The organism is Labrys sp. WJW, assembly GCF_001676615.1.
Classification (GTDB): domain Bacteria; phylum Pseudomonadota; class Alphaproteobacteria; order Rhizobiales; family Labraceae; genus Labrys; species Labrys sedimenti.
Map to the genome: position 1 here is coordinate 21,405 of NZ_LYXZ01000037.1, position 21,375 is coordinate 42,779.

The window sequence follows — 21,375 nt, forward strand, 5'->3', positions numbered from 1 at the left end:
GCGATCCCTCAATTGCGTGTCGGAACCTTGATGTCCTTTCTGGTCGAAACCCGTATCGTCACCGCCGATGAGGACGGCATGCGTCTCGACCGCTGGTTCAAGACGCATTTCCCGGACCTCGCCTTCGGCCATCTGCAGAAATTGCTGCGCTCCGGTCAGATCCGTGTCGATGGCGCGCGCGCCAAGACCAATGATCGTCTCAGCAAGGATCAGAACGTGCGCGTGCCGCCGCTGCCGCGTTCCGATCCTGCGATCACCAGCGTCAAACGCTCGGCGCAGAGCCAGAAGGACGCCGATTTCATCCGCTCCCTGATCCTGCACGAGGACAAGGACGTGCTGGTGATCAACAAGCCGCATGGCCTCTCCGTGCAGGGCGGCTCCGGGACAGAGCGCCATGTCGACGGCATGCTCGCGGCGCTGGCCGGTCCGGATGGCGAGAAGCCTCGCCTGGTCCATCGCCTCGACCGCGACACCTCCGGCGTGCTGGTGCTGGCCAAGACGCGCAAGGCCGCTTCCGATCTCGGCGCCATCTTCCGCACCCGCTCGGCCCGCAAGATCTACTGGGCCCTGGTCAAGGGCGTGCCCGCACCCAAGCAGGGCCGCATCTCGCTGTTCCTTTCCAAGCAACTCGGCATGGATGGCGAGAAGGTGCGCGTGATGAAGCATGGCGACGAGGAGGCCGTGCACTCGATCACCTATTATTCGCTGGTCGACCGTGCCGCCAATTCGGTGTCCTGGCTGTCGCTCAAGCCGGTGACGGGACGTACCCATCAGCTGCGCGCCCACACCGCCCATATTGGCCATCCCATCATCGGCGACCCGAAATATGGCGAGGCCATGGAGAACATTCCCGAGGAGCTGCCCAAGAAGCTGCACCTCCATGCGCGCCGTATCACCCTGCCGCATCCGCGCGGCGGCACGCTCGACGTCACGGCACCCCTGCCGCCGCATATGAAGCAGAGCTTCGAGATCCTGGGCTTCGACACCTCGGCCTATGATCCCATCGTCGACGCTCCGGAGGATTGAGACGTGAAACTTGTCCTGTTCGACGTCGATGGCACGCTGCTCGACAGCCAGCATCTGATCCATGCCTGCCTGGTCGAGACCTTCAAGGGCATGGGGCGCCCGCCGCTGCCGCGCGCGGAGATGCTGAGCATTGTCGGGCTTTCGCTGGTGCCGGCGATCCAGCGCCTGTTCGGTGACGACACCGGCGCCGGCGATATCGAGAAGGCTGCCGGCTTCTATCGCGAAGCCTTCCTCGCCCGCGTCAATGATCCGGCTTTCGCGCCGCCCTTGTTCCCGGGCGCCGCCGAGGCGGTGGCCGAATTGCGCCAGCGCCATGATGTGATCTTGGGCCTGGCCACCGGCAAGTCGCGGCGCGGCGTCGACCGCATCCTCGAGAGCTTCGGTTGGGAAGGGCTGTTTGCCACCATCCAGACCGCCGATACCGCCCCTTCCAAGCCCCATCCCGGCATGATCGTGCAGGGGGCCGGCGAGGTGGGTCTGCGTCCCGAGGATGCCATCATGATCGGCGACACCAGCTTCGATATTCTGATGGGGCGTAGCGCCGGCGCCCACACCATCGGCGTTTCCTGGGGCAATCATCCGGTTACCGACCTCGCCGAGGCCGGGGCCGACCATATTATCGACGACTTCGCGCAGCTGCTGCCGCTGGTCGAAGCTTTCAAGGTGGCCGAGCCACAATGAGCGATCGTGATTTCTACGGCGACTGGTTCCGCGACGGCGCCACGCCCGATCCGATGCATGCTGCCCAGAAGGGTATGAAGCCCGAACTGCCCAAGCGCTTCTACAAGGAAGCCGCGGTGATCGGTGATGACGGCCGGCACGTGGTCGCCCTCGATGGCCGGGTGGCCCGCACGCCCGCCAAGAACCTGCTTGCCTTCGCCGCGCCTGAAATGGCGCAGGCGGTGGTGGCGGAATGGAACGCGCAGGGGAGCCATATCGATCCCTTCTCCATGCCGATCACCCGCATCGCCAATTCCGCCATCGATGGCGTGCGCACCTCACGGCAGGCCGTGATCGACGAGATCGCCAAATATGGCGGCTCCGATTTCCTCTGCTACCGTGCCGATCAGCCCGAGGAACTGATGCGCCGCCAGGCCGAGGCCTGGGATCCGGTGCTGGCCTGGGCGGCCGACCATCTGGGCGCCAGGCTCGCCGTGATCAACGGCATCCAGTACAAGCAGCAATCCCCGGAAGCCCTGGCCGCCATCGCCGAGGCCGTGGCCCGTCATGACGAATTCGGGTTGGCCAGCCTCCATGCCGTCACCACGCTGACCGGTTCGGTCATCCTGGCGCTGGCAGTGGCGGAAGGCTATCTGGAGCCGGAGGCGGCCTGGGCTGCGGCCCATGTTGACGAAGACTATCAGGCCGAGCTCTGGGGGCAGGACGAGGAAGCCCAGCAGCGCCGGGCCTGGCGCTGGCGCGAGATGGAGGCTGCCTCCCGTCTGCTGGCACTGGGACGATAATTTGGAGCGCGGACATCCTGTCCGCCTCTTGGAATCGCTACGCTCGGGGATATGAAGAGCGGACGGGATGTCCGCGCTCCAGGTTACCCAGCCATGCGCTTTTCGCACGCCGCCAGCAGGGTGCAGAGCGCCACGGCATCGGCGGCCAGCTTCACCTCGGCGAGACCAGGATAGGTCGGCGCGATGCGCAAGGTCCGGTCCTCGGGGTCCTTGCCGTAGGGATGGGTGGAACCGGCCGGGGTGAGGGCCAGGCCGGCCGCCTTGGCGAGCGCCACCACGCGCGAGCCCGTGCCCTCCATGACGTCCAGGATGATGAAATAGCCGCCGGCCGGCTTGGTCCAGCGCGCGAAGCCGTGGCTGGCAAGCCGGCGTTCGAAGGCCTCCTCCACCGCCGCGAATTTCGGGGCGATCAGGGCGCGGTGCTTTTCCATATGGGCGTGAATGCCGTCGAGGTCGCGCAGGAAGCGGACATGACGCAATTGGTTGAGCTTGTCGGGGCCGATGGTGCGCTTGCTCGCATTGTCGAGATACCAGCGCACATTGGCGGGTGAGGCGGCGATGAAGGCGAGGCCGGCACCGGCGATGGTGACCTTCGAGGTCGAGGCGAAGACAACAGGCCTGTCGGGATTGCCCGCCGCTGCGCAGGCCTCCAGGACGTTGGCGAGATGCGGCCTGGTCTCACCGAGATGGTGCAGGGCATAGGCGTTGTCCCACAGGATGCGGAAATCGGCGGCGCCCGTCTTCATGCGTGCCAGCCGTTCGACCACGGCATCCGAATAGGTTTCGCCGCTCGGATTGGAATATTGCGGCACGCACCAGATCGCCTTGACCTTCGGATCGGCGGCCAGGCGCTCGACTTCGTCCATGTCGGGGCCATCGCCGGTGAGCGGCACCGGGATGAGCTTGATGCCGAAGGATTCGCTCAAGGCGAAATGCCGGTCATAGCCCGGCACCGGGCAGAGGATGGCGATCTCCTCTTCCTTGCTCCAGGGCTTCGTCCCGCCGGGGACGCCGCGCAGCAGCGCATAGACATGGACGTCATGCATCAGCGCCAGGCTGGAATTGTTGCCGACGATGACCTGGGCGGCGGGTGCGCCGAGCACCGGGGCGAACAGGTTGCGCACCTCGGCCAGGCCCTGCAGGCCGCCATAGTTGCGGGTATCTTCGCCGGCCTCGCTGAGGTGGTCGCGATTGCCGGGCAAAGCGAGCATGCCTTCGGCGAGGTCGAGCTGCTCGGGCGCCGGCTTGCCGCGCGTCATGTCGAGGGAGAGCTTGCGGTCTTTCAAGGCCTCATATTCGCGCGTCAGTTCGCCGTGGAGGGCGGCGAGGGCATCGGGGCGCAGTTCGGCCAGGCTCGACATGGCAATTTCCTGTTGAGGACGATGATGAACGTCGCACTACAGCGCAATGGCACCCGAGTCGAGCCTTTGCGTCGATGGTCGGCACCAAATCACCGGCCATAGAGATATTGCGGCAGCCAGAGCGTCAGGCCGGGCCACAGATACATCAGCACCATGCACAGCACGACGATGGCCATATAGGGCATCATGCCGGCGAAGATCTGGTTGATCGTCACATGCGACGGCGCCACGCCCTTGAGATAGAAGGCCGACATCGCGACCGGCGGCGACAGGAAGGCTGCCTGCAGGTTCACGAAGACGATGACGCCCCACAGGATGGGATCGATGTCGAAATGCTTCAGCAGCGGCAGGAAGATCGGCACGAAGATGATGATGATCTCGGTCCATTCCAGCGGCCAGCCGAGCAGGAAGATGATCGCCTGCGACAGGATCATGAATTGCAGGGGTGTCAGGTCGAGCGACAGCACCCATTGCTCGATCAGCGCCTGTCCGCCGAGAATGGCGAAGACGGCCGAGAATACGGCCGAGCCGATGAAGAGCCAGCACACCATCGCCGTGGTCTTGGCGGTGAGGAAGACGGCCTCCTTGGTGCGCTTCCAGTCGAGCGTGCGGGCAGTCATGGCCAGGGCGAAGGCTCCGGCGGCCCCCACGGCCGCCGATTCCGTGGCGGAGGTGATGCCGAACAGGATGACCGCCAGCACCAGGACGGTGAGGATGGCGAGCGGCAGGACCGAAGAGCTCAGGAGCTTGATGACTTCCAGCCGCTCCGGCCCCATGGCGCGGTAGTAGCGGGCCAGGATCACGGTCGCCATGGCGGCGATGATGCCGAAGGTCACCAGGAAGGCCGTGGCAGGGCCGGTTGGGACTGTCGCCGGCGCGTTTCCTGCGTCCGGGCTTCCGAGTTGCTCGGGAGCGCCGAGCTGTTCGGGGGGCGAACCGAGCTGTTCGGGAGCCGAGCCGAGTTGCTCGGGGCTCGAGCCGAGTTGCTCCAAGCCGGCGGCTGCATCCGGTTCGACGCCGGCCTGGCCGTGAATGACGACATACCACCACAGCAGGCCGAGGGTCCCGGCGACCAGGAGGAAGGGTATCAGCGTCGCGGCAAAGTTCCCGGCGATCTCCCTGTAGGTCAGGCGGCCGTTTCCGGTCTCCAGCCCGAGCGCGCGGCGGGGCGAGAACAGGGCTCGCAAAAGCCCCGCCGGCATGTTCGACGAATAGAGCGTCTGGAAGCGCGGCATCCAGGCCGGAACCGGCACCCTGGTCTGTTCCGGCGGCAAGGCGGGGGCGATGCGTGGATTGAGCATAGCCCAGCCGACGATGTAGACGAGGTAGAGAAAGGCCAGGAAGAAGCCCGGAAACATCGCGGCGGCATAGAGCTTGACCACCGACTGGCCGGCGACGGCGGCATAGACAATGATCATCACCGAGGGCGGGATGAGGATGCCGAGCGTGCCGCCGGCGGTGATCACGCCGGAGGCGAGCTTCACGTCGTAGCCGGCCCGCAGCATCGGATTGAGAGCGATCACCCCCATCAGCACCACGACGGCGCCGACAAGGCCGCTGGCGATGCCCCAGAAGGTGCAGACGATCAGCGTCGTCACCGCCAGCGCGGCCGGCAGGCGGCGGAAGGAGAGCTGGATCGAATAGAACATCTTGTCGACCAGGGCGCCGCGTTCCATCACATAACCCATCAGCACGAAGAGCGGGATGGAGATCAGGACATCGTTGGTCATTGCGCCGTAGCTGCGCTGGACCATCAGGTCGAAGATGCGATTGTCCATCCAGTGCTGGGAGGGATCGTAATAGGCATAGAAGCCGAAGAAGATGCCGAGGCCCATCAGGGTGAAGGCCGTCGGGAAGCCCATCATGATCACCACCACGATGAGCCCGAGCATGAGAAGGCCGAGTGCAGGATCGCTCATCAGGACTGGTCTCCACCCATGCCGCGCTGGCGGGCCGCTTCGTCGATGCGCTGCACGCCGGCGATCGCGGCCTCGCGCACACTGGCGTCGACATATTGGCTGTGCTCGAGCTGCTCGCCCACCACGTCGATTTCGTTGACGTCCTTGAGCCGCTCGGGCCAGCGCCCGGTCTTGAGGCAGAGCACGCAACGCGTGATCTCTGCCAGGCCTTGGAGCATGACCAGGGCGCCGGCGATCGGGATCACCGTCTTGAAATGATAGAGGGGCGGCCCGTCGGCCGTGATGCTGGAATGCTCGCCGATGCGCCAGGACGAGGCGGCGTAGTCGGTCCCCGCATAGACCAGGGCGGCAATGCCAGGCAGGAAGAAGACGATATAGAGCACGAGGTCGAAGCTGGCCTGGGTGCGTGGACGCATCGAAGAATAGAGGAAATCGCCGCGGACATGGGCGTTCTGGGCTAGCGCATAGGCGCCTGCCAGCATGAACAGCGAGCCATAGAGCATGTTGCTGGCATCGAAAATCCAGGCCGTCGGCTGGTTCAGGATGTAGCGCTTGAAGACTTCGGCGCACACCAGCAGCATGAGGGCGATCACCAGCCAGGCTGCCGCCTTGCCGACCCAGGTGCTGATGGCATCGATCCCGTAAAGTAAACGCTGAATGGTCATGCGGCTGCCCGGCGGGAGGAGGAAACGGAATAGGAAGGCCGGGGGTCGGCAGGACGGGCCCGTCGATGAAGAAGGGCCGCGCGGGACTCTGCCGTCCCTCGAGGCGGCCTGGCGTCAGCGGAACAAGAATGGCCCGACTTTTGTCATTGCCGGGCTTGAGCCGGCAATCCAGTCTATGTCGCCCGATCGAAAAGGAGGTAGGCTCTGGATGCCTGGATCAGGTCCGGGCATGACAAAGGTCGGCACTTCAATTCCCCGATGGCCAGGCTAGCCGACCCGTCAGATCTCAGATCTTCTTGGCGGCGCCATTGGCCCCAAAATAGTGATCGAAGGCCATGCGCCGATTGACCACCGTGTCCTGCTCCCAGCGCGCGGCGCGCTTGGCGAAGGCGATCTGGGAATCCAGGATCTCCTTGAACAGGGGATTATCGGCCGCCTTCTTCTTCACCACCTCGTCATAGACTTCGAGCTGCTTCTTCAGGAGCGCCTCAGGCGTCTTGTAGAACTTGACGCCATTCTTGGACTGCAACTCGGCATAGTCCTGCGAGTAGCGGTCGATCGCCTTCCACTGCATGTCCTGGGAGGCCGCCTCGGTGGCATTGGCGATGATGGACTTCAGCTTGTCGGGCAGGGCGTCATATTTGGTCTTGTTGAACAGGATCTCGAACTGCTCGGCGTTCTGGTGATAGCTCTGCAGCATGCACACCTTCGACACGTCGGCAAAACCGAGCGCCCGGTCGGAGGAGGCATTGTTGAACTCGGCCGCATCGAGCAGGCCGCGGTCCATCGCCGAGACGATCTCGCCGCCGGGCAGGGCATTCACGGCCGCCCCCATGCCGGAGAACACATCGATGGAGATGCCGACGGTGCGGAATTTCAAACCGCTGAGATCCTCCGGCTTGCCGACCGGTTTCTTGAACCAGCCGAGCGGCTGGGTCGGCATGGCGCCATAGGGCAGGGAGACGACATTGGCGCCGATCGAGGCATAGAGTTTCTCGAGCAGCTCCTTGCCGCCACCATATTTATGCCATGCCATCAGCATGTTGGCGTCCATGCCGAAAGCAGGACCTGAGCCCCACAGGGCCAAGGCGGTCTGCTTGCCGTAGTGATAGACCATCACGCCGTGCCCGCCGTCGAGCGTTCCCTTCGACACGGCGTCCAGCAGGCCGAAGGCAGGAACCACGGCACCGGCCGGCAACACCTCGATCTTGAGCTCGCCGCCGGTCATGTCATTGACCTTCTTGGCGTAGTCCTGGGCGAATTCGTGAAAGATGTCCTTGGCCGGCCAGGTGCTCTGCCAGCGCATGCTGGTGGGGGTCTGCGCCCGCGCGACGGATGGGGCCGCAATGGCGACAGCAGCGGCGGCCGCAGCCTCGCCGAGGAATTTACGGCGGGACGATTGTCCTGCGCCGGTCGTCCGAATCTTGGTCATACAATCCTCCCTGGATGCAGGCCTTCGAAAGATCCGGATAGTCGGATGCGTTCATTATTGTCGTTTTGAACGGCTCTCCATTCCGGATTCACGCCGATGGATGGGAAGTCGGCGCCAAAGGCTTGATCAGACTATTGCACGTCGATTTGTCGTCGCCAACTGGAGCTCACCTCCCGACAGGACGATGATTTCATGTCGAAGAGCGCAATTTTTCTCCCGGGCACCGCCATTTTCGGGAGGCTGGACATTGCCGCTACCAAGGAAGGCGGTTTAGCGCGTCTGATTACAAATTATTAATCTTCACGAATGGTCCCGGACGCTGCGGAAGTGGGCGGTGAGCCAGACAGTTCGCGCAGGGCTCGCATGATTTCCTTGAGCCCGCGATGAAGGGGCTTGTCGCGCCGGACAATGATGGCGAGCATGCGAGAGAGGGGCGGCGAGAGCGGCTGTGCCGTCAAGGCGCCGGAGGCCGCATCGCCACGAACGGCGATGCCGGGCAGGATCGAGCAGCCAAGGCCTGCTCTTACGAGTTCCTTGATCGCTTCGACGCTGCCGAGCGACATCACCGGACGCGGAGACAGGCCGGCTTGCGCAAACCATTCGTCGGAGAGGCGCCGTGTATTGCCGCCGGGTTCGAACAGCAGCAGCGGCAATTCGGCGAGGGCGGCGGGAGAAGCCGGCACGGGCAGGCGGGTCTGCGGCGGCCCGATGACCATGAAAGGGTCCTTCAGGACCGGTTCGATCTCGAGCGAGCGGCTCGAGACAGGCATGGTGACCAGAGCGAGGTCGAGGCGGTTATCCTCCACCGCACGTGAGATCTCGCCGGTATTGCCGGTGGTGATGACGATCTCCAGCCGGGGATGGCGTCGCCTGAGGCTCTGGAGCAGGGCGGGCAGCAGGAAGATGCAGGCCGTCGCACCGGTACCGATGCGCACCGTGCCCATCACCCCCTCGCTCTGGCGGGCGACAGCCTCGAGCGCCGCCTGCACGGCAGCATCGATGCGGGCGGCATGCAGCAGCAGTTCCGTGCCGGCTGCAGTCGGCCTTGCCTTGCGCCCGACGCGCTCGATCAGCGTGGTGCCGAGGCGCCGCTCCAACTGGCGGACCTGCAGGCTGACGGCGGGCTGCGTCAGGTTCAGTCGTTCGGCTGCCGCCGAGAAGCTGCCGAGTTCGACGACATCGGCGAAGGCCTTGAGGTGATCGAGGTTGAGCCGGTCCATATCGACGTCGTTCTCATATCAAAAATTTCCTTATGCTTAGCATGATTTTCCAAAGCTTCCTTTATCCATAGAGGACGGCGACAATCCGGGTGGTTTTACCAGGCGGAGAGAACATAGGATGGCAAGGCGCCTGTCGCTTCCGGCAGCATGCGTGGCAATCGCCCGGGAGACAGGGCGCTATCTCGCCTTGTCTGCCCGCTCGCACCTGCACCAGCGGGCGGCATTGCGCGAACTCGACGATCGGCTGCTTGCGGATATCGGTCTGACCAGGCTGGAAGCGCTGGTTGGGCGGCCGGTGGCGGGAAGGGGCGATCCTGCTATGAAGGAACGCAACCAGGCGACGGCAATGACAGCGAATCGGATGGATCCAACCGCCAATGCGGCAGCCATTCTCGTGCGGGATGCTCGCGAGAAGGATATGGCGGCGGTGCAGCCCATCTATGCCCACCACGTCTTGCAGGGGCTGGCGAGCTTCGAGGAGGTGCCGCCGAGCCTGGAAGAGCTGGTTTCGCGCCGCCATGGCGTCCTGTCTCAAGGGCTGCCTTATCTCGTAGCCGAGACGGAGGGGCGCGTGGTCGGCTATAGCTACGCCACGGCCTACAGGCCGCGCCCGGCCTATCGCTACACCGTCGAGGATTCCGTCTATGTCGCCCCGGATATGGGCGGGCGGGGAATTGGCCGCCTCCTGCTGGAGGAATTGATCGCCCGCTGCGAGGCCGGCCCTTGGCGCCAGATGCTGGCGGTGATCGGCAATAGCGGCAATGCCGGCTCGATCGCCTTGCATCGGCGGTTGGGTTTTTCCGAGGTGGGCGTCTTGACATCGGTTGGTTTCAAGCTTGGGCGCTGGGTCGATACCGTGCTGATGCAGCGCCCTCTCGGGATTGGGAATGGCGCGCTACCCTTTGACGGCGAGGCCGGGCGATGATCGAGCGCCGTACCGTCCTCTGTCTCGGCCTTTTCCAGTTCGTGGCCTGGGGAGCGACCTATTATCTGGTCGGCGGCTTTGGTGAGCGGATGGCGGCTGACCTCGGATGGCCGCGCGACATCGTCTATGGCGGCTTCGCCCTGGCCTTGTTGGTGATGGGCCTGGTCTCGCCGCTCTGCGGACGGCTGATCGACCGTCATGGTGGTCGCGGCATGATGGCGGCTGGGTCGGTGCTCGCCGCCACGGGATGTGCCGGCCTCGCATTCAGCCATTCTATGCCGGCTTATTTCGCCGCCTGGCTCGTCCTGGGCGTCGCCATGCGGTTGACGCTCTATGATGCCGCCTTTGCGGCTCTGGCGCGGGCCGGCGGAGCCGAGGCGCGCCGGGCGATGGCCCAGATCACGCTGCCGGGCGGGCTGTCCTCCACCGCCTTCTGGCCGCTGGGGACGGCGCTGGCCGACAGCCTCGGCTGGCGGGGAGCCGTGCTCGTCTATGCCGGCCTGATGCTGGCGACGGCGCCGCTTGCCTTGGCACTGCCTGCCGTTCGGCGCCCTGTCGGGCCGATGCCCGATGTCGACAGTTCCCGACAGAGGTCCGACCGGCCCGGTTCCGACCTCCTGCTCGCCGGCGTGCTCTACGCGCTGATCACCACGATCTTGAATTTCCTGAACGCAGGCATGTCCTCCCACATGATCGCCATCCTGGCCGGGCTCGGCCTTGCGCAGGCCTCGTCGGTCTGGATCGCGACACTACGAGGCATCGGGCAATCAGCTGCGAGGCTCGCCGAGATCCTGTTCGGTACCCGCCTGCATCCGCTCGCACTCAATCTGCTTGCCTGCTCGCTGTTGCCGCTCTGCTTTGCCGCCGGGTTCGCCGGGGGCTACTCGCTCACGGCTGCCATGCTGTTCGCCCTCGGCTATGGCGCCGGCAACGGCCTTGCAACGATCACGCGCGGGACGGTCCCGCTCGTCCTGTTCGACCATCGGGCCTATGGCGCCATCACCGGCCGGCTTCTCGCGCCGAGCTTCGTCGTCTCGGCCGGGGCGCCGGTCATCTATGCCCGCGTGATCGATTGGTGGGGGCCGGAGGGCGCGCTGGTCCTTTCGCTCGCGCTGGCCGGTGTCGCACTCGCTGCGGCTCTCCTGCTCAAGCAGCGTTTTGCGCCGGCGCGCGCCGGTTCCTGTGGAATTTCCCCGGGGAACGGCCGAGCCCGGTGAAATCCGGGCGATATCGCTGTATGGAACAAGGCGCGGCAGGTTCCAACAAGAGCCGCGGGAAGCGCCCTTCATGAAGCATATCCTGGCCGAACTCGATACACGCCGCACCCAGGCCCTGCTGGGCGGTGGTGAGAAGCGCATTGCAGCCCAGCATGCCAAGGGCAAGCTCACGGCGCGCGAGCGCCTGGAATTGCTGCTCGATGCCGGTTCCTTCGAGGAATTCGATGCCTTCGTGGAACATCGTGCCGTCGATTTCGGCATGGATCGCACCCATATCGCCGGTGACGGCGTCGTCACCGGCTGGGGCACGGTGAATGGTCGCAAGGTCTTCGTCTTCGCCAAGGATTTCACGGTGTTCGGCGGCTCGCTGTCGGAGACCCACGCCAACAAGATCAACAAGATCCAGGACATGGCGCTGAAGAACCGGGCACCGATCATCGGCCTTTTCGATGCCGGCGGCGCCCGCATCCAGGAAGGCGTGGCAGCGCTGGGCGGTTATGGAGAGGTCTTTCGGCGCAACGTGCTGGCCTCCGGCGTGATCCCGCAGATCTCGCTGATCATGGGTCCTTGCGCCGGCGGGGACGTCTATTCGCCGGCCATGACCGACTTCATCTTCATGGTGAAGGACACCAGCTACATGTTCGTCACCGGCCCCGACGTCACCAAGACGGTCACCAACGAGACGGTGACGGCCGAGGAACTGGGCGGCGCTTCCGTGCATGCCGTGCGTTCCTCGGTGGCGGATGGCGCCTATGAGAATGATGTCGAGGCCCTGCTGCAGATGCGCCGGCTCATCGATTTCCTGCCGGCCAACAATTGCGAGGGGCCGCCGGAGATCCCCTCCTTCGATGATATCGAGCGGCTCGAGCCCTCGCTCGACACGCTGGTGCCGGACAATCCGAACAAGCCCTATGACATGAAGGAACTCGTCACCAAGCTGGCGGACGAGGGTGACTTCTTCGAGATCCAGGCGACGTTCGCGCGCAATATCATCACGGGCTTTGCGCGCCTTGCGGGGCGCACCGTCGGCATCGTGGCCAATCAGCCGATGGTGCTGGCAGGCGTGCTTGATTCCGACGCCAGCCGCAAAGGCGCTCGCTTCGTGCGCTTCTGCAACGCCTTCGAGATCCCGATCGTCACCCTTGTCGATGTTCCCGGCTTCCTGCCCGGCACCGCGCAGGAATATGGCGGACTGATCAAGCACGGCGCCAAGCTGCTGTTCGCCTATTCGCAGGCCACGGTACCCCTGGTGACGGTGATCACTCGCAAGGCCTATGGCGGTGCCTATGACGTCATGGCATCCAAACATGTCGGGGCCGACGTCAACTATGCCTGGCCGACCGCCCAGATCGCGGTGATGGGGGCCAAGGGTGCCGTTGAGATCATCTTCCGCCAGGACATGGACGACCCGGAAAAGATCGCCAAGCACGTCAAGGGCTATGAGGACCGCTTCCTCTCGCCTTTCGTCGCGGCCGAGCGCGGCTATATCGACGAAGTGGTCCAGCCATCCCAAACACGCAAGCGCGTGGCACGCGCCCTGGCCATGCTGCGCAACAAGCATGTCGAGGCCCCGCGCAAGAAGCATGACAACATCCCACTTTAGCGCGATTGCAGGGCCGAACGTTTTGCCTGCCGTAAGGGAAAATAACAAAACATGGTGAATCCCGCTGGCTGGGATCATCGCATGGGGGGGCAGACGCGATGCACATCGCAGGGCAGGCCTGCGGCAGCGGCATGGCTGAACCCTGAAAAGGGTTTGATATCAGATAGATATCGGGTGTATCGGAGCGATCTCTTTATATCAGCTCTCTCGTCGAGCCCTCGGCGATCGCCAGGCCCAAAGCTGCGAATGATCGGATTTCGGCCCGACATTGCCACAGGATTGTGGCGAACCGCACATTCTTTGGCCATGTGCGGCTCCTAGGGTGAGACTCATTAACGCCGGTTTGAGTGATCCAGGCTCAAATTGGGTTTCATGAGGCGCCGCGAGTTAGGCGCAAATCAAGGCAAGGCACGACCCCATGGTGACGTCACCTATCGCAACTCTAGTTGAGCCGGCTCTGGAGCGCGGTTCGATCGAGGATTCCGAAGTTCAGCAAATGCGTCAGCGTTGGCAGGACGGCGTGCAGCTCCAGGCCGCCGATGCCGACGCACTCTTTGCGCTTCAGGGCGTATTGGCAGGACGCACCAAGAATTTTAACACCCTCTTCGAGGAAATGCTGACGGCTTTCGTCCTGGATCGTAACGAACCCAAGGGCAGCATTTCCAAGGAGCAGGGAGCCTGGCTCCTTTCGATGCTCGATGGCGGCGAGGGATTGGTGGCCAATGCCGCCGAGCTCGGTCTGCTGATCCGGCTGGTCGAACAGGCCGACAGCCTGCCTGACGACCTTGCCAGCTTCGCATTGCACCAGATTCAGCATGCCGCGATGACGGGCGAGGGGCCGGCGGCCAAGGGCCGCATCCATTTCTCCCGCGTGATCGATACGCAGGACATCGCCAACATGGCCCGCCTCTTCCAGGTCGAGAAGGGCGCCAAGCGCCGCATCATCTCGCGCCAGGAAGCCGAGATGCTGTTCGACATGGCCGAAGGCTGCAACAGCGAGGATCCGGCCTGGGACGGGCTTTTCGCCGAGACCATTCAGGCCCACCTGCTGGCGACCAACCAGCCGAGCAATACGGGCGGCCGCTCGCTGGCCACGCCCGTGGTCCTGGCCGATCGCGACAGTGCCTGGCTGAACCGGCGCATCCAGCATGATGGCCGGGTGAGCCGCGCCGAGCGGGCCCTGCTGGCCCTGGTCGATCCGCGCCAGATGGCGGCGACCAACAACTGGGACCAGTCGATCAGCCAGATGATCTGATCAAGTCACCTCTCCACAGGAATACAGGAATGCCGGCCCAGGGCCGGCATTTTTGTTTTCAATCAACCCCTTAGTGGGCATTGGCGAATCAGGACATGAACCTACTCTCCAACGTAGTATCGCCCGGCGAGCCTTCGTAGGAAGCCACCTGAGGGCGCGCGGCTTTCACCTGATGACCCTCTGGAACAAGACGACTGTCCGGCGGCGGGCTGGCGTGGCCCAAGAGCGGTGCACGCCGCCTGAATCTGAAAGCCGGCTTATTGCGCGCAGCCGGAATCTATGAGACGCCCTAGGAAAGGGCGGAAAGTCCATTCGAACTATTCTGGGTGATTGCGGGCATGTTTTCCAAAGTTCTGATCGCCAATCGCGGAGAGATCGCCTGCCGCATCATCAAGACGGCGCGCCGCATGGGCATCGCCACGGTCGCGGTCTACTCCGACGCCGATCGCGATGCCCTGCATGTCGAGATGGCGGATGAGGCCGTCCATATCGGCCCGCCGCCCGCCGCCCAATCCTATCTCCAGATCGAGAAGATCATCGAGGCCTGCCGCAAGACCGGTGCCGACGCAGTACATCCAGGTTACGGCTTCCTCTCGGAGCGAGAGGCCTTCGCCACGGCACTCAAGGAAGCAGGCATCATCTTCGTCGGCCCCAATCCCCATGCCATCGCAGCGATGGGCGACAAGATCGAATCCAAGAAGGCGGCCGCGGCGGCTGGTGTTTCCACGGTGCCTGGGCATCTGGGCATCATCGATGATGGCCAGGCTGCCATCCGTATCGCCGAGGAGATCGGCTATCCGGTGATGATCAAGGCCTCTGCCGGTGGCGGCGGCAAGGGCATGCGCATCGCCTACTCGTCGGCCGATGTCGAAGAAGGATTCCGCCTGGCGCGTTCGGAGGCCAAGGCGAGCTTTGGCGACGACCGCGTCTTCATCGAAAAATTCATCGTCGAGCCGCGCCATATCGAGATCCAGGTGCTTGGCGACAAGCATGGCAACGTCATCCATCTGGGCGAGCGCGAATGCTCGATCCAGCGCCGCAACCAGAAGGTGATCGAGGAAGCGCCCTCGCCATTGCTGGATGCCGAGACGCGGGCCCTGATGGGCGCCCAGGCCGTGGCCCTCGCCAAGGCGGTCAATTATGATTCGGCTGGCACCGTGGAATTCGTGGCCGGGCAGGACAAGAGCTTCTACTTCCTGGAGATGAACACCCGCCTGCAGGTCGAGCATCCCGTGACCGAACTGGTGACGGGTATCGATCTGGTCGAGCAGATGTTCCGCGTCGCCGCAGGCGAGAAGCTGGCGCTGAAGCAGACCGACATCAAGCTTTCGGGCTGGGCCGTGGAATCGCGGGTCTATGCCGAGGATCCCCTGCGCAATTTCCTGCCCTCGATCGGCCGCCTGACGCAATATCGCCCGCCGGCCGAGCGCCGCGAGAAGGGTATCACGGTCCGCAACGACACCGGTGTGTTCGAGGGAGGCGAGATCTCGCTCCACTACGACCCGATGATCGCCAAGCTCTGCACCCATGCCCCGACTCGAGCCGGCGCGATCGCCGCCATGTCGGATGCGCTCGACAGCTTTGCCATCGAAGGCATTCGCCACAATATTCCGTTCCTTGCGGCCCTCATGCAGCACGAACGCTGGAAGGAGGGACGGCTGTCGACCGCCTTCATCGCCGAGGAATTCCCTGGCGGCTTTGCCGTCAGCCCGCCCCGGGGCGCGATTGCCGACAGGCTGGCGGCGGTCGCAACCGCGATCGACCATATCCAGAACCAGCGCAAGCGCGGCATCAGCGGGCAGATGGTCGGCAGGCCCGTGGTGTTCGATCGTCGCCGCGTAGCGATGCTCGGCGATACCTCCTTCACCGTCGAGGTCGACGAGGCGCGTGGCGAGATGCAGGTGACCTTCCTCACGCCGGAGGGGGCGCCGGAACGCCTGGTCACGCTGACCTCCGATTGGAAGCCCGGCCAGCCGGTATGGTCGGGACGCATCCATGGCGAACCGGTATCCATGCTGGTGCGCGCCATACCCAATGGCGTGGTGCTGGCCCATCGCGGCGCTGCTGCCGACATCCGCATCTACACCCAGCGCGAAGCCGAGCTTGCTCGCCTGATGCCGGTCAAGAGCAGCGCGGCCCTCACGACCGCCTTGCTGTGTCCGATGCCCGGGCTGGTTCGGGCCATCGAGGTCACGGAGGGGCAGGAGGTCAAGGCCGGGGAGGCGCTCTGCGTCGTCGAGGCGATGAAGATGGAGAACGTCCTGCGTGCCGAGCGTGACGCGACCGTCAAGAAGATCCGCGTCAAGCCGGGCGATACGCTGGCAGTCGATGCGGTGATCATGGATTTTGCCTGACGACACGCTCTGGATCGTCGAAGAGCAAGGGGAATGGTTTTGAGCGTCTGGGACCAATTCTTCAGCTGGGGTGCGCTCCCCGGCCATATCGCCTATGCCATCATCGCAATCTCCTACCTCCTGACCAACATCTTCTGGCTGCGGCTGGCCGCGGTGGTCGGCATCGCCCTGGAGGTGCTCTATTTCCTGTTCAGCGGCTCGGCCGTCTGGCCTTCGATCGCCTGGGACAGCGCCTTCATCCTGATCAATCTGGTGCAGCTCGGCATTCTCCTGCGCGATCGGCTCAGCCTGAAGCTTTCGGCCGACGAACAGGCCTTCATCAAACCGATCGTCGGAGACCTCGACAAGGCGCAGATCGCCCAGCTGCTGCGAACGGCGGAATGGCGCACTTTGGAGCCTGGCGCGGTGGTGACCACCGAGGCCGATCCGGTGCGTGAGCTCACTTTCATCTGCGAAGGCCAGACGGAGGTACGCGTGCGCGACCAACTCGTTGCCCATGTCGGCGCCGGGGCCTTCGTCGGCGACGTGTCCTTTGCCACGGGCGTGCCGGCCACCGCCACGGTGGTGACGGAAAATGCCGTACGCGTGCTGGCTTTCGATCAGGACAAGCTCAAGGCGCTGTGCAAACGGGACGAGCAGATCGCCCATGCCCTCTATCGGCGACTCGGCGGCGGCCTGGCCGACAAGATGCGGGTGGCCACCGGCCGGCTTTGAAGCATTTTGCGAAACAGGCGAATCGAAACTTCGAAACGCGGCGTTAACCCCCGGATGTTACAAGCATATCCAGCTTGGGTTCAGTGCGTTGTCAGGACAATGCTGTCAGTCGTCATCCTGCGTTTGCTGCTTTCACCTTCCGGTGCGATCGATCGCGTTGCCTTCACCGCGGGGGTCGTGCTGCTGGCCGCGCTCACGGTCGGCGGTCATCATGCCCTGCAGGGCTGGAGCGGTCCTTACGGCCTGGGCTCCTTTGCCTTCGTCGCAGCCATCGCCTGGTCGGCCATCTGTCTCTCACGCAAGCGCCTGCACGATTTCGGCTGGTCCGGCCTGGTAATCCCGGCATTTCTGAGCCTCTATCTGCTGGCTGTCGCGATTGCGATCTTCTTTCTTGACCGGGGCGCGCTCGCCTCCTGGCAGCAGGCCCTGGCAACATTCGGCCTGTTCAGCGGTCCGATGGTTGGCTGGCTGATCGCATTGGCGATCATTCCCGGCAATGGGCTCGCCTCCAGCGCCAGAACGAGCTGGTAAGGCGCATAAGCCCACTCAGGCCAAGGCGCGCGATCCCAGGGCCTTGGCGGCATTTCCCGAATCGCTTTCTGCCCTCGGGAGGCACGTCTGTCCGAAGATCGGCTCGAAGGTCTGGCGCAGGGCGAGATCGACATCCTCCAGCGTCACCGGCAGCCCGAGATCGACCAGGCTGGTCACGCCGTGGTCTCGGACGCCGCACGGCACGATGCCGGAGAAATGCTCGAGATCGGGTTCCACATTGATGGCGATGCCGTGGAAGGAAACCCATCGCTTGAGGCGAATGCCGATGGCGGCGATCTTGTCTTCGGCGCCGGCGCCGCGCTCCGGTCGCCTGACCCAGACACCGACCCGATCCTCACGCCGCTCGCCTCGCACATGAAAGGCCCAGAGCGTGTCGATCAACCAGGCCTCCAATGCCGTCACCAGTCGCCTGACGTCCTGCCGGCGGCGCTTGAGATCGAGCATGACATAGGCCACGCGCTGGCCGGGACCGTGATAGGTGTATTGCCCGCCGCGCCCGGTCTGGTGCACTGGGAAGCGATCGGGGGCGACCAGGTCCTCGAGCCGGGCCGAGGTGCCGGCGGTATAGAGGGGCGGGTGTTCGAGCAGCCAGACGCATTCATCGGCCGTCCCGTCCGCGATCGCCGTTGCCCTGGCCTCCATGGCAGCAATGGTTTCCTCATAGGGACTGAGGTCCGCCATCACCTGCCATTCCACCGGCGGAGAATCGCGGCCGGGCAGGAAACTATGGTCGAGGGCATTGCGGCTGGTCACTGGATCGGTTCCAATCGGGGAAACAAGCCCTTCATATCGGCGGATTTCGAGGCTTCGACAAGGGCTTGCACGCTAAGTGCAGGAAAAGCGTGAATTGCCCTTGCTGCCCTGTGATCGATCTGTTAGACGATGCGCCGCTTCACATGGCAGCGCGCTCTTGGCGCCGGCCCCGTGCAGCAACCGCGGTCATGGCGGAATTGGTAGACGCGCTACCTTGAGGTGGTAGTTGGGAGACCAGTGGAGGTTCGAGTCCTCTTGACCGCACCAAATTCGAGCTTGGCTCCAAAGGCGATCCGGAAACGGATCGCCTTTTTGGTTTGTCGATGGCTATGGCGACAACGCGCGCCGGACCTTGCCGACCGGTCTGCCCTGGCGTGCGAGGATACGCTCGGTCTGGGAGAACCAGCCAACGGGAGCCGGTGCTGTTTCGAGCGCACCGGGGCCGGGCACGACATGCACGATTCGGAAGCCGCGTTTCTTCAGTTCCTGCAGAAATTGCGGCAGCATGGCCACGGTGCGGGGTTGGATGTCGTGCAGAAGCACGATGCCGCCCTTGTTCTTCTCGATCCGTCCGAGCACCAGCTTGAGCTCCTCCTGTGGCGTCTCGGGTTCCCAGTCGCTGGCCCACAGATCGGCCCCGAACGCCACCATGTCCAGCGAGGCGAGCCATTGGTTGAGGGCAGGTGAGTCGGCAAAGCCCGGAAAGCGGAAGAAGGGCTGGTGCGGGCGTTCTCTCGCTATGCCCCATACCGCCTTGTCGACGGCACGAAAGCCGTTCTCGATATCGGCGCGCGCTCGCTCGAAGGGCAAGCGGCGCAGGACGGGGTGAGTCATCGAATGATAGGCGACGGTATGTCCTTCTTTCGCGACCCGGGCAGCCAAGGCGGGAGCGGCGGCGGCGTTGCGGCCAATCATGAAGAAGGTAGCCTTCATGCATTGGCTTGAAAGGGCATCCAGGATCTTCTCCGTGCGTCCCGGCATCGGTCCGTCGTCGAAGGTCAGTACCACCTCTCCAGGGGCCAGCCGCAGGGTCTGGGGATAGGTCTTGATGCCCACGGCTCCGCCGCCGACGGTGCCGACCGGCAGCGTGCGGGACACGCCCAGCGCCTCCGGCGGGCAGCCCGCGAGGCTGGAGGCGGGCAGGGCGCAGGCGAGGGCGGCAGCTAGGGCCAGGACTTTCATGATAGAACTTGACCGGTAATGGGGGATGATTCGCCTGATAAGCGTGTTTTCGGGCCGTGTCTTCAAAGATTTTTGTCGACAGTGAGGAGCGGTTAAGCTTCTCTCTCTACCCTGTGTTCCAGTCGTTGAAGTGCCGGATGTAACGGCCGTTCATAATGGGTTTCACAATGCGATCGCTGTCGTGCTTCATGCGCCATGGGCTCATCGCAGCAGGTGTGCTGGTTCTCAGTGCCTGCTCGACCGTTCAGCAAGCCTATCCCGAGGCGAACAGGTTTCCGGTGCACGGCATTGATGTCTCGAAATATCAGGGTGTCATCGACTGGAATGCTGCCGCGCGGGGAGGCGTGCGCTTCGCCTATCTGAAGGCGACGGAGGGCGGTGACCGCATCGACGACAAGTTCAAGGCCAATTGGGAGGGAGCCCGCGCCGCAGGCATACCGACCGGTGCCTATCATTTCTATTATTTCTGCCGGCCGGTGGAGGATCAGGTCGCCTGGTTCAAGACCCATGTGCCGCCTGCGAGCGACGCCCTGCCGCCGGTTCTCGACATGGAGTGGAACCACCTCTCGCCGACCTGCAAGCTGCGTCCGCCCGCCCAGAAGATCCATGCCGACATGGCGGTGTTCCTGCGTGAGATGGAGCGCTTCTATGGCAAGAAGCCGATCATCTACACCACGGTGGACTTCCACCGCGAGATCCTGACCGGCGAATTGGAGAGCTATCCCTTCTGGGTGCGCTCGGTGAAGGGGCATCCTTCTGGGCGCTACGGCAAGCGTTCCTGGGCATTTTGGCAGTATACCGCCACCGGCTCGGTGCCCGGAGTCCAGGGTCAGGTCGACCGAAACGCCTTCGCCGGCTCCGAGCAGCAATGGCAGGACTTCCTGGCCCAGAACGTCGCCACCGGCAGTATCGCCGCCAACTGAGATTGCATGCCGCTGGCAGCGCCTTGCGTCAGTCGATCCGCACCGGTCCGAGGCGGTAGACGCCCTTGAAATCGTCGGGATCGGCCGGCGCGCCCTTGCGATAGATCACCAGCCGGCCTTCCTTGGCCAGGCGCACCACGATACGGCGCAAGGGCTGCATCAGCGGTCCCCACTGATCGGCGGCCTTGCCCGCGATTTCTTGCGCGATGTCGGCGGGCGCCATCGTCTTGCCGGCCGGCAGGGCTGAGATCAGGCGCAGTGCAGTTTGTTCCAGGACGTCCTTGTCTATCATTGAACTCACGATCTGGATGCGAAAGCGTCGCGCGCTCGCCATGAAAATGCGGGGCGGTTTCCATCGCTTGAAACGAAAACCGCTCTCTGTATTTGCAACCTAGGCCCCATCTCGCTTGGGGAGCGTTTCTTGCTTAGGTCGGCCTTTGCTCAGCAGCCGGTTGTACCCGGCGGGCAATTAGGCACCGGGCCGGCGCCGGCTGGCGCGCTGGGGGCCGGCGATGGGCTTTCGACCCGAGGCGCGCTAGGCGTTGGCGACGGGCTCTCGATTCGTGGGGCCGGGGCTGACCAGCCGGGACGAGACAAACCGGGAGAGCCACCGACATTGGAGGTGACCGGCGGCCTTGAGCCAGGAGGAGCATTCCGCCAGCTGAAATCGCCACCCGGAGACGGGCCGGACCCAGGGCCTGTACCCGGACCTGGCTCTCCGGGAATTGGCCGGCCCGGGCGCGGTCTGCCTGGATAGCGATCGCGGCGGTCGCGACGGTGATCGCCATAATAATTGCCGCCATAATAGCCG

Annotated in this window: 19 protein-coding genes, 1 tRNA gene and 1 pseudogene; 13 read left to right on the forward strand and 8 right to left on the reverse strand. The window is 64.1% G+C overall.

The genetic code is table 11. The features are described 5' to 3' along the window. Positions 1-30 precede the first annotated feature (30 nt). The 3 genes from BA190_RS21815 to BA190_RS21825 are packed head-to-tail and all read left to right on the forward strand — an operon-like array spanning position 31 to position 2,489. A complete protein-coding gene (locus BA190_RS21815) occupies positions 31-1,026 on the forward strand; it encodes an RluA family pseudouridine synthase (protein WP_068292144.1) in 996 nt (331 codons plus the stop codon). A 3-nt stretch (positions 1,027-1,029) separates the two neighbouring features. Then, entirely contained in the window at positions 1,030-1,707 is a 678-nt protein-coding gene (locus BA190_RS21820) for an HAD-IA family hydrolase (protein WP_068292156.1), read from the forward strand. After that, complete coding sequence (locus tag BA190_RS21825; protein ID WP_068292158.1) at positions 1,704-2,489, forward strand: ATP12 family chaperone protein; 786 nt, start codon at positions 1,704-1,706, stop codon at positions 2,487-2,489. Before BA190_RS21820 ends, BA190_RS21825 begins: the two co-directional genes overlap by 4 nt. Before the next feature lie 83 nt (positions 2,490-2,572). On the opposite strand, the gene BA190_RS21830 is transcribed toward BA190_RS21825, so the two are convergent. The 5 genes from BA190_RS21830 to BA190_RS21850 form a co-directional block, all read right to left on the reverse strand. After that, on the reverse strand, positions 2,573-3,850 hold the full coding sequence (locus BA190_RS21830) for an aminotransferase (RefSeq protein ID WP_068292161.1): 1,278 nt from the start codon (positions 3,848-3,850) through the stop codon (positions 2,573-2,575). 89 nt (positions 3,851-3,939) lie between these two features. Continuing rightward, positions 3,940-5,769, reverse strand: coding sequence for a TRAP transporter large permease subunit (locus tag BA190_RS21835; protein ID WP_068292164.1), 1,830 nt, complete (start codon positions 5,767-5,769; stop codon positions 3,940-3,942). Further along, positions 5,769-6,434 (reverse strand): TRAP transporter small permease subunit, encoded by a 666-nt coding sequence (locus BA190_RS21840; RefSeq protein ID WP_068292167.1) that lies wholly within the window; start codon positions 6,432-6,434, stop codon positions 5,769-5,771. The genes BA190_RS21835 and BA190_RS21840 overlap by 1 nt, the downstream gene beginning before the upstream one ends. Positions 6,435-6,720: 286 nt before the next feature. After that, positions 6,721-7,866 carry a TRAP transporter substrate-binding protein gene (locus BA190_RS21845; protein ID WP_068292170.1) on the reverse strand — a complete coding sequence of 382 codons (1,146 nt, stop codon included), beginning with the start codon at positions 7,864-7,866 and terminating at the stop codon, positions 6,721-6,723. A gap of 293 nt (positions 7,867-8,159) precedes the next feature. Next, the gene (locus BA190_RS21850) at positions 8,160-9,086 is read right to left on the reverse strand and encodes a LysR family transcriptional regulator (protein WP_068292173.1); all 927 of its coding nucleotides are present in this window, start codon (positions 9,084-9,086) and stop codon (positions 8,160-8,162) included. Positions 9,087-9,204: 118 nt separating this feature from the next. Here BA190_RS21850 and BA190_RS36915 point away from each other — a divergent pair. The 8 genes and pseudogenes from BA190_RS36915 to BA190_RS21885 form a co-directional block, all read left to right on the forward strand. Beyond that, positions 9,205-9,357: pseudogene (locus BA190_RS36915) on the forward strand (DUF1127 domain-containing protein); the annotation flags it as partial. Positions 9,358-9,432: 75 nt separating this feature from the next. Then, positions 9,433-10,011, forward strand: coding sequence for a GNAT family N-acetyltransferase (locus BA190_RS21855; RefSeq protein ID WP_068292277.1), 579 nt, complete (start codon positions 9,433-9,435; stop codon positions 10,009-10,011). Continuing rightward, complete coding sequence (locus BA190_RS21860; protein ID WP_068292175.1) at positions 10,008-11,228, forward strand: MFS transporter; 1,221 nt, start codon at positions 10,008-10,010, stop codon at positions 11,226-11,228. Before BA190_RS21855 ends, BA190_RS21860 begins: the two co-directional genes overlap by 4 nt. A gap of 70 nt (positions 11,229-11,298) precedes the next feature. Then, on the forward strand, positions 11,299-12,831 hold the full coding sequence (locus BA190_RS21865) for an acyl-CoA carboxylase subunit beta (protein ID WP_068292178.1): 1,533 nt from the start codon (positions 11,299-11,301) through the stop codon (positions 12,829-12,831). Between the two features lie 418 nt (positions 12,832-13,249). After that, a complete protein-coding gene (locus BA190_RS21870) occupies positions 13,250-14,086 on the forward strand; it encodes a hypothetical protein (protein ID WP_156771645.1) in 837 nt (278 codons plus the stop codon). 338 nt (positions 14,087-14,424) lie between these two features. Then, entirely contained in the window at positions 14,425-16,440 is a 2,016-nt protein-coding gene (locus tag BA190_RS21875; protein WP_068292190.1) for an acetyl/propionyl/methylcrotonyl-CoA carboxylase subunit alpha, read from the forward strand. A gap of 33 nt (positions 16,441-16,473) precedes the next feature. Further along, positions 16,474-17,154, forward strand: coding sequence for a Crp/Fnr family transcriptional regulator (locus BA190_RS21880; RefSeq protein WP_068292203.1), 681 nt, complete (start codon positions 16,474-16,476; stop codon positions 17,152-17,154). Positions 17,155-17,253: 99 nt separating this feature from the next. Beyond that, entirely contained in the window at positions 17,254-17,685 is a 432-nt protein-coding gene (locus BA190_RS21885) for a hypothetical protein (RefSeq protein WP_068292206.1), read from the forward strand. A 15-nt stretch (positions 17,686-17,700) separates the two neighbouring features. On the opposite strand, the gene lipB is transcribed toward BA190_RS21885, so the two are convergent. After that, positions 17,701-18,459, reverse strand: a complete 759-nt coding sequence (lipB, locus tag BA190_RS21890) for a lipoyl(octanoyl) transferase LipB (protein ID WP_068292209.1) — start codon at positions 18,457-18,459, stop codon at positions 17,701-17,703. A 182-nt stretch (positions 18,460-18,641) separates the two neighbouring features. Here lipB and BA190_RS21895 point away from each other — a divergent pair. Then, positions 18,642-18,726 (forward strand) — tRNA-Leu (locus tag BA190_RS21895). A gap of 60 nt (positions 18,727-18,786) precedes the next feature. On the opposite strand, the gene BA190_RS21900 is transcribed toward BA190_RS21895, so the two are convergent. Continuing rightward, positions 18,787-19,641: a polysaccharide deacetylase family protein gene (locus tag BA190_RS21900; protein WP_068292213.1), complete on the reverse strand. Its 855-nt coding sequence runs from the start codon at positions 19,639-19,641 to the stop codon at positions 18,787-18,789. 167 nt (positions 19,642-19,808) lie between these two features. Here BA190_RS21900 and BA190_RS21905 point away from each other — a divergent pair, with 167 nt between their 5' ends. Further along, positions 19,809-20,564: a glycoside hydrolase family 25 protein gene (locus BA190_RS21905; RefSeq protein WP_245314897.1), complete on the forward strand. Its 756-nt coding sequence runs from the start codon at positions 19,809-19,811 to the stop codon at positions 20,562-20,564. Between the two features lie 28 nt (positions 20,565-20,592). Here the strand turns inward: BA190_RS21905 and BA190_RS21910 are convergent, their stop codons facing one another. Then, entirely contained in the window at positions 20,593-20,856 is a 264-nt protein-coding gene (locus tag BA190_RS21910; protein WP_068292283.1) for a DUF3253 domain-containing protein, read from the reverse strand. Positions 20,857-21,375 lie beyond the last annotated feature (519 nt).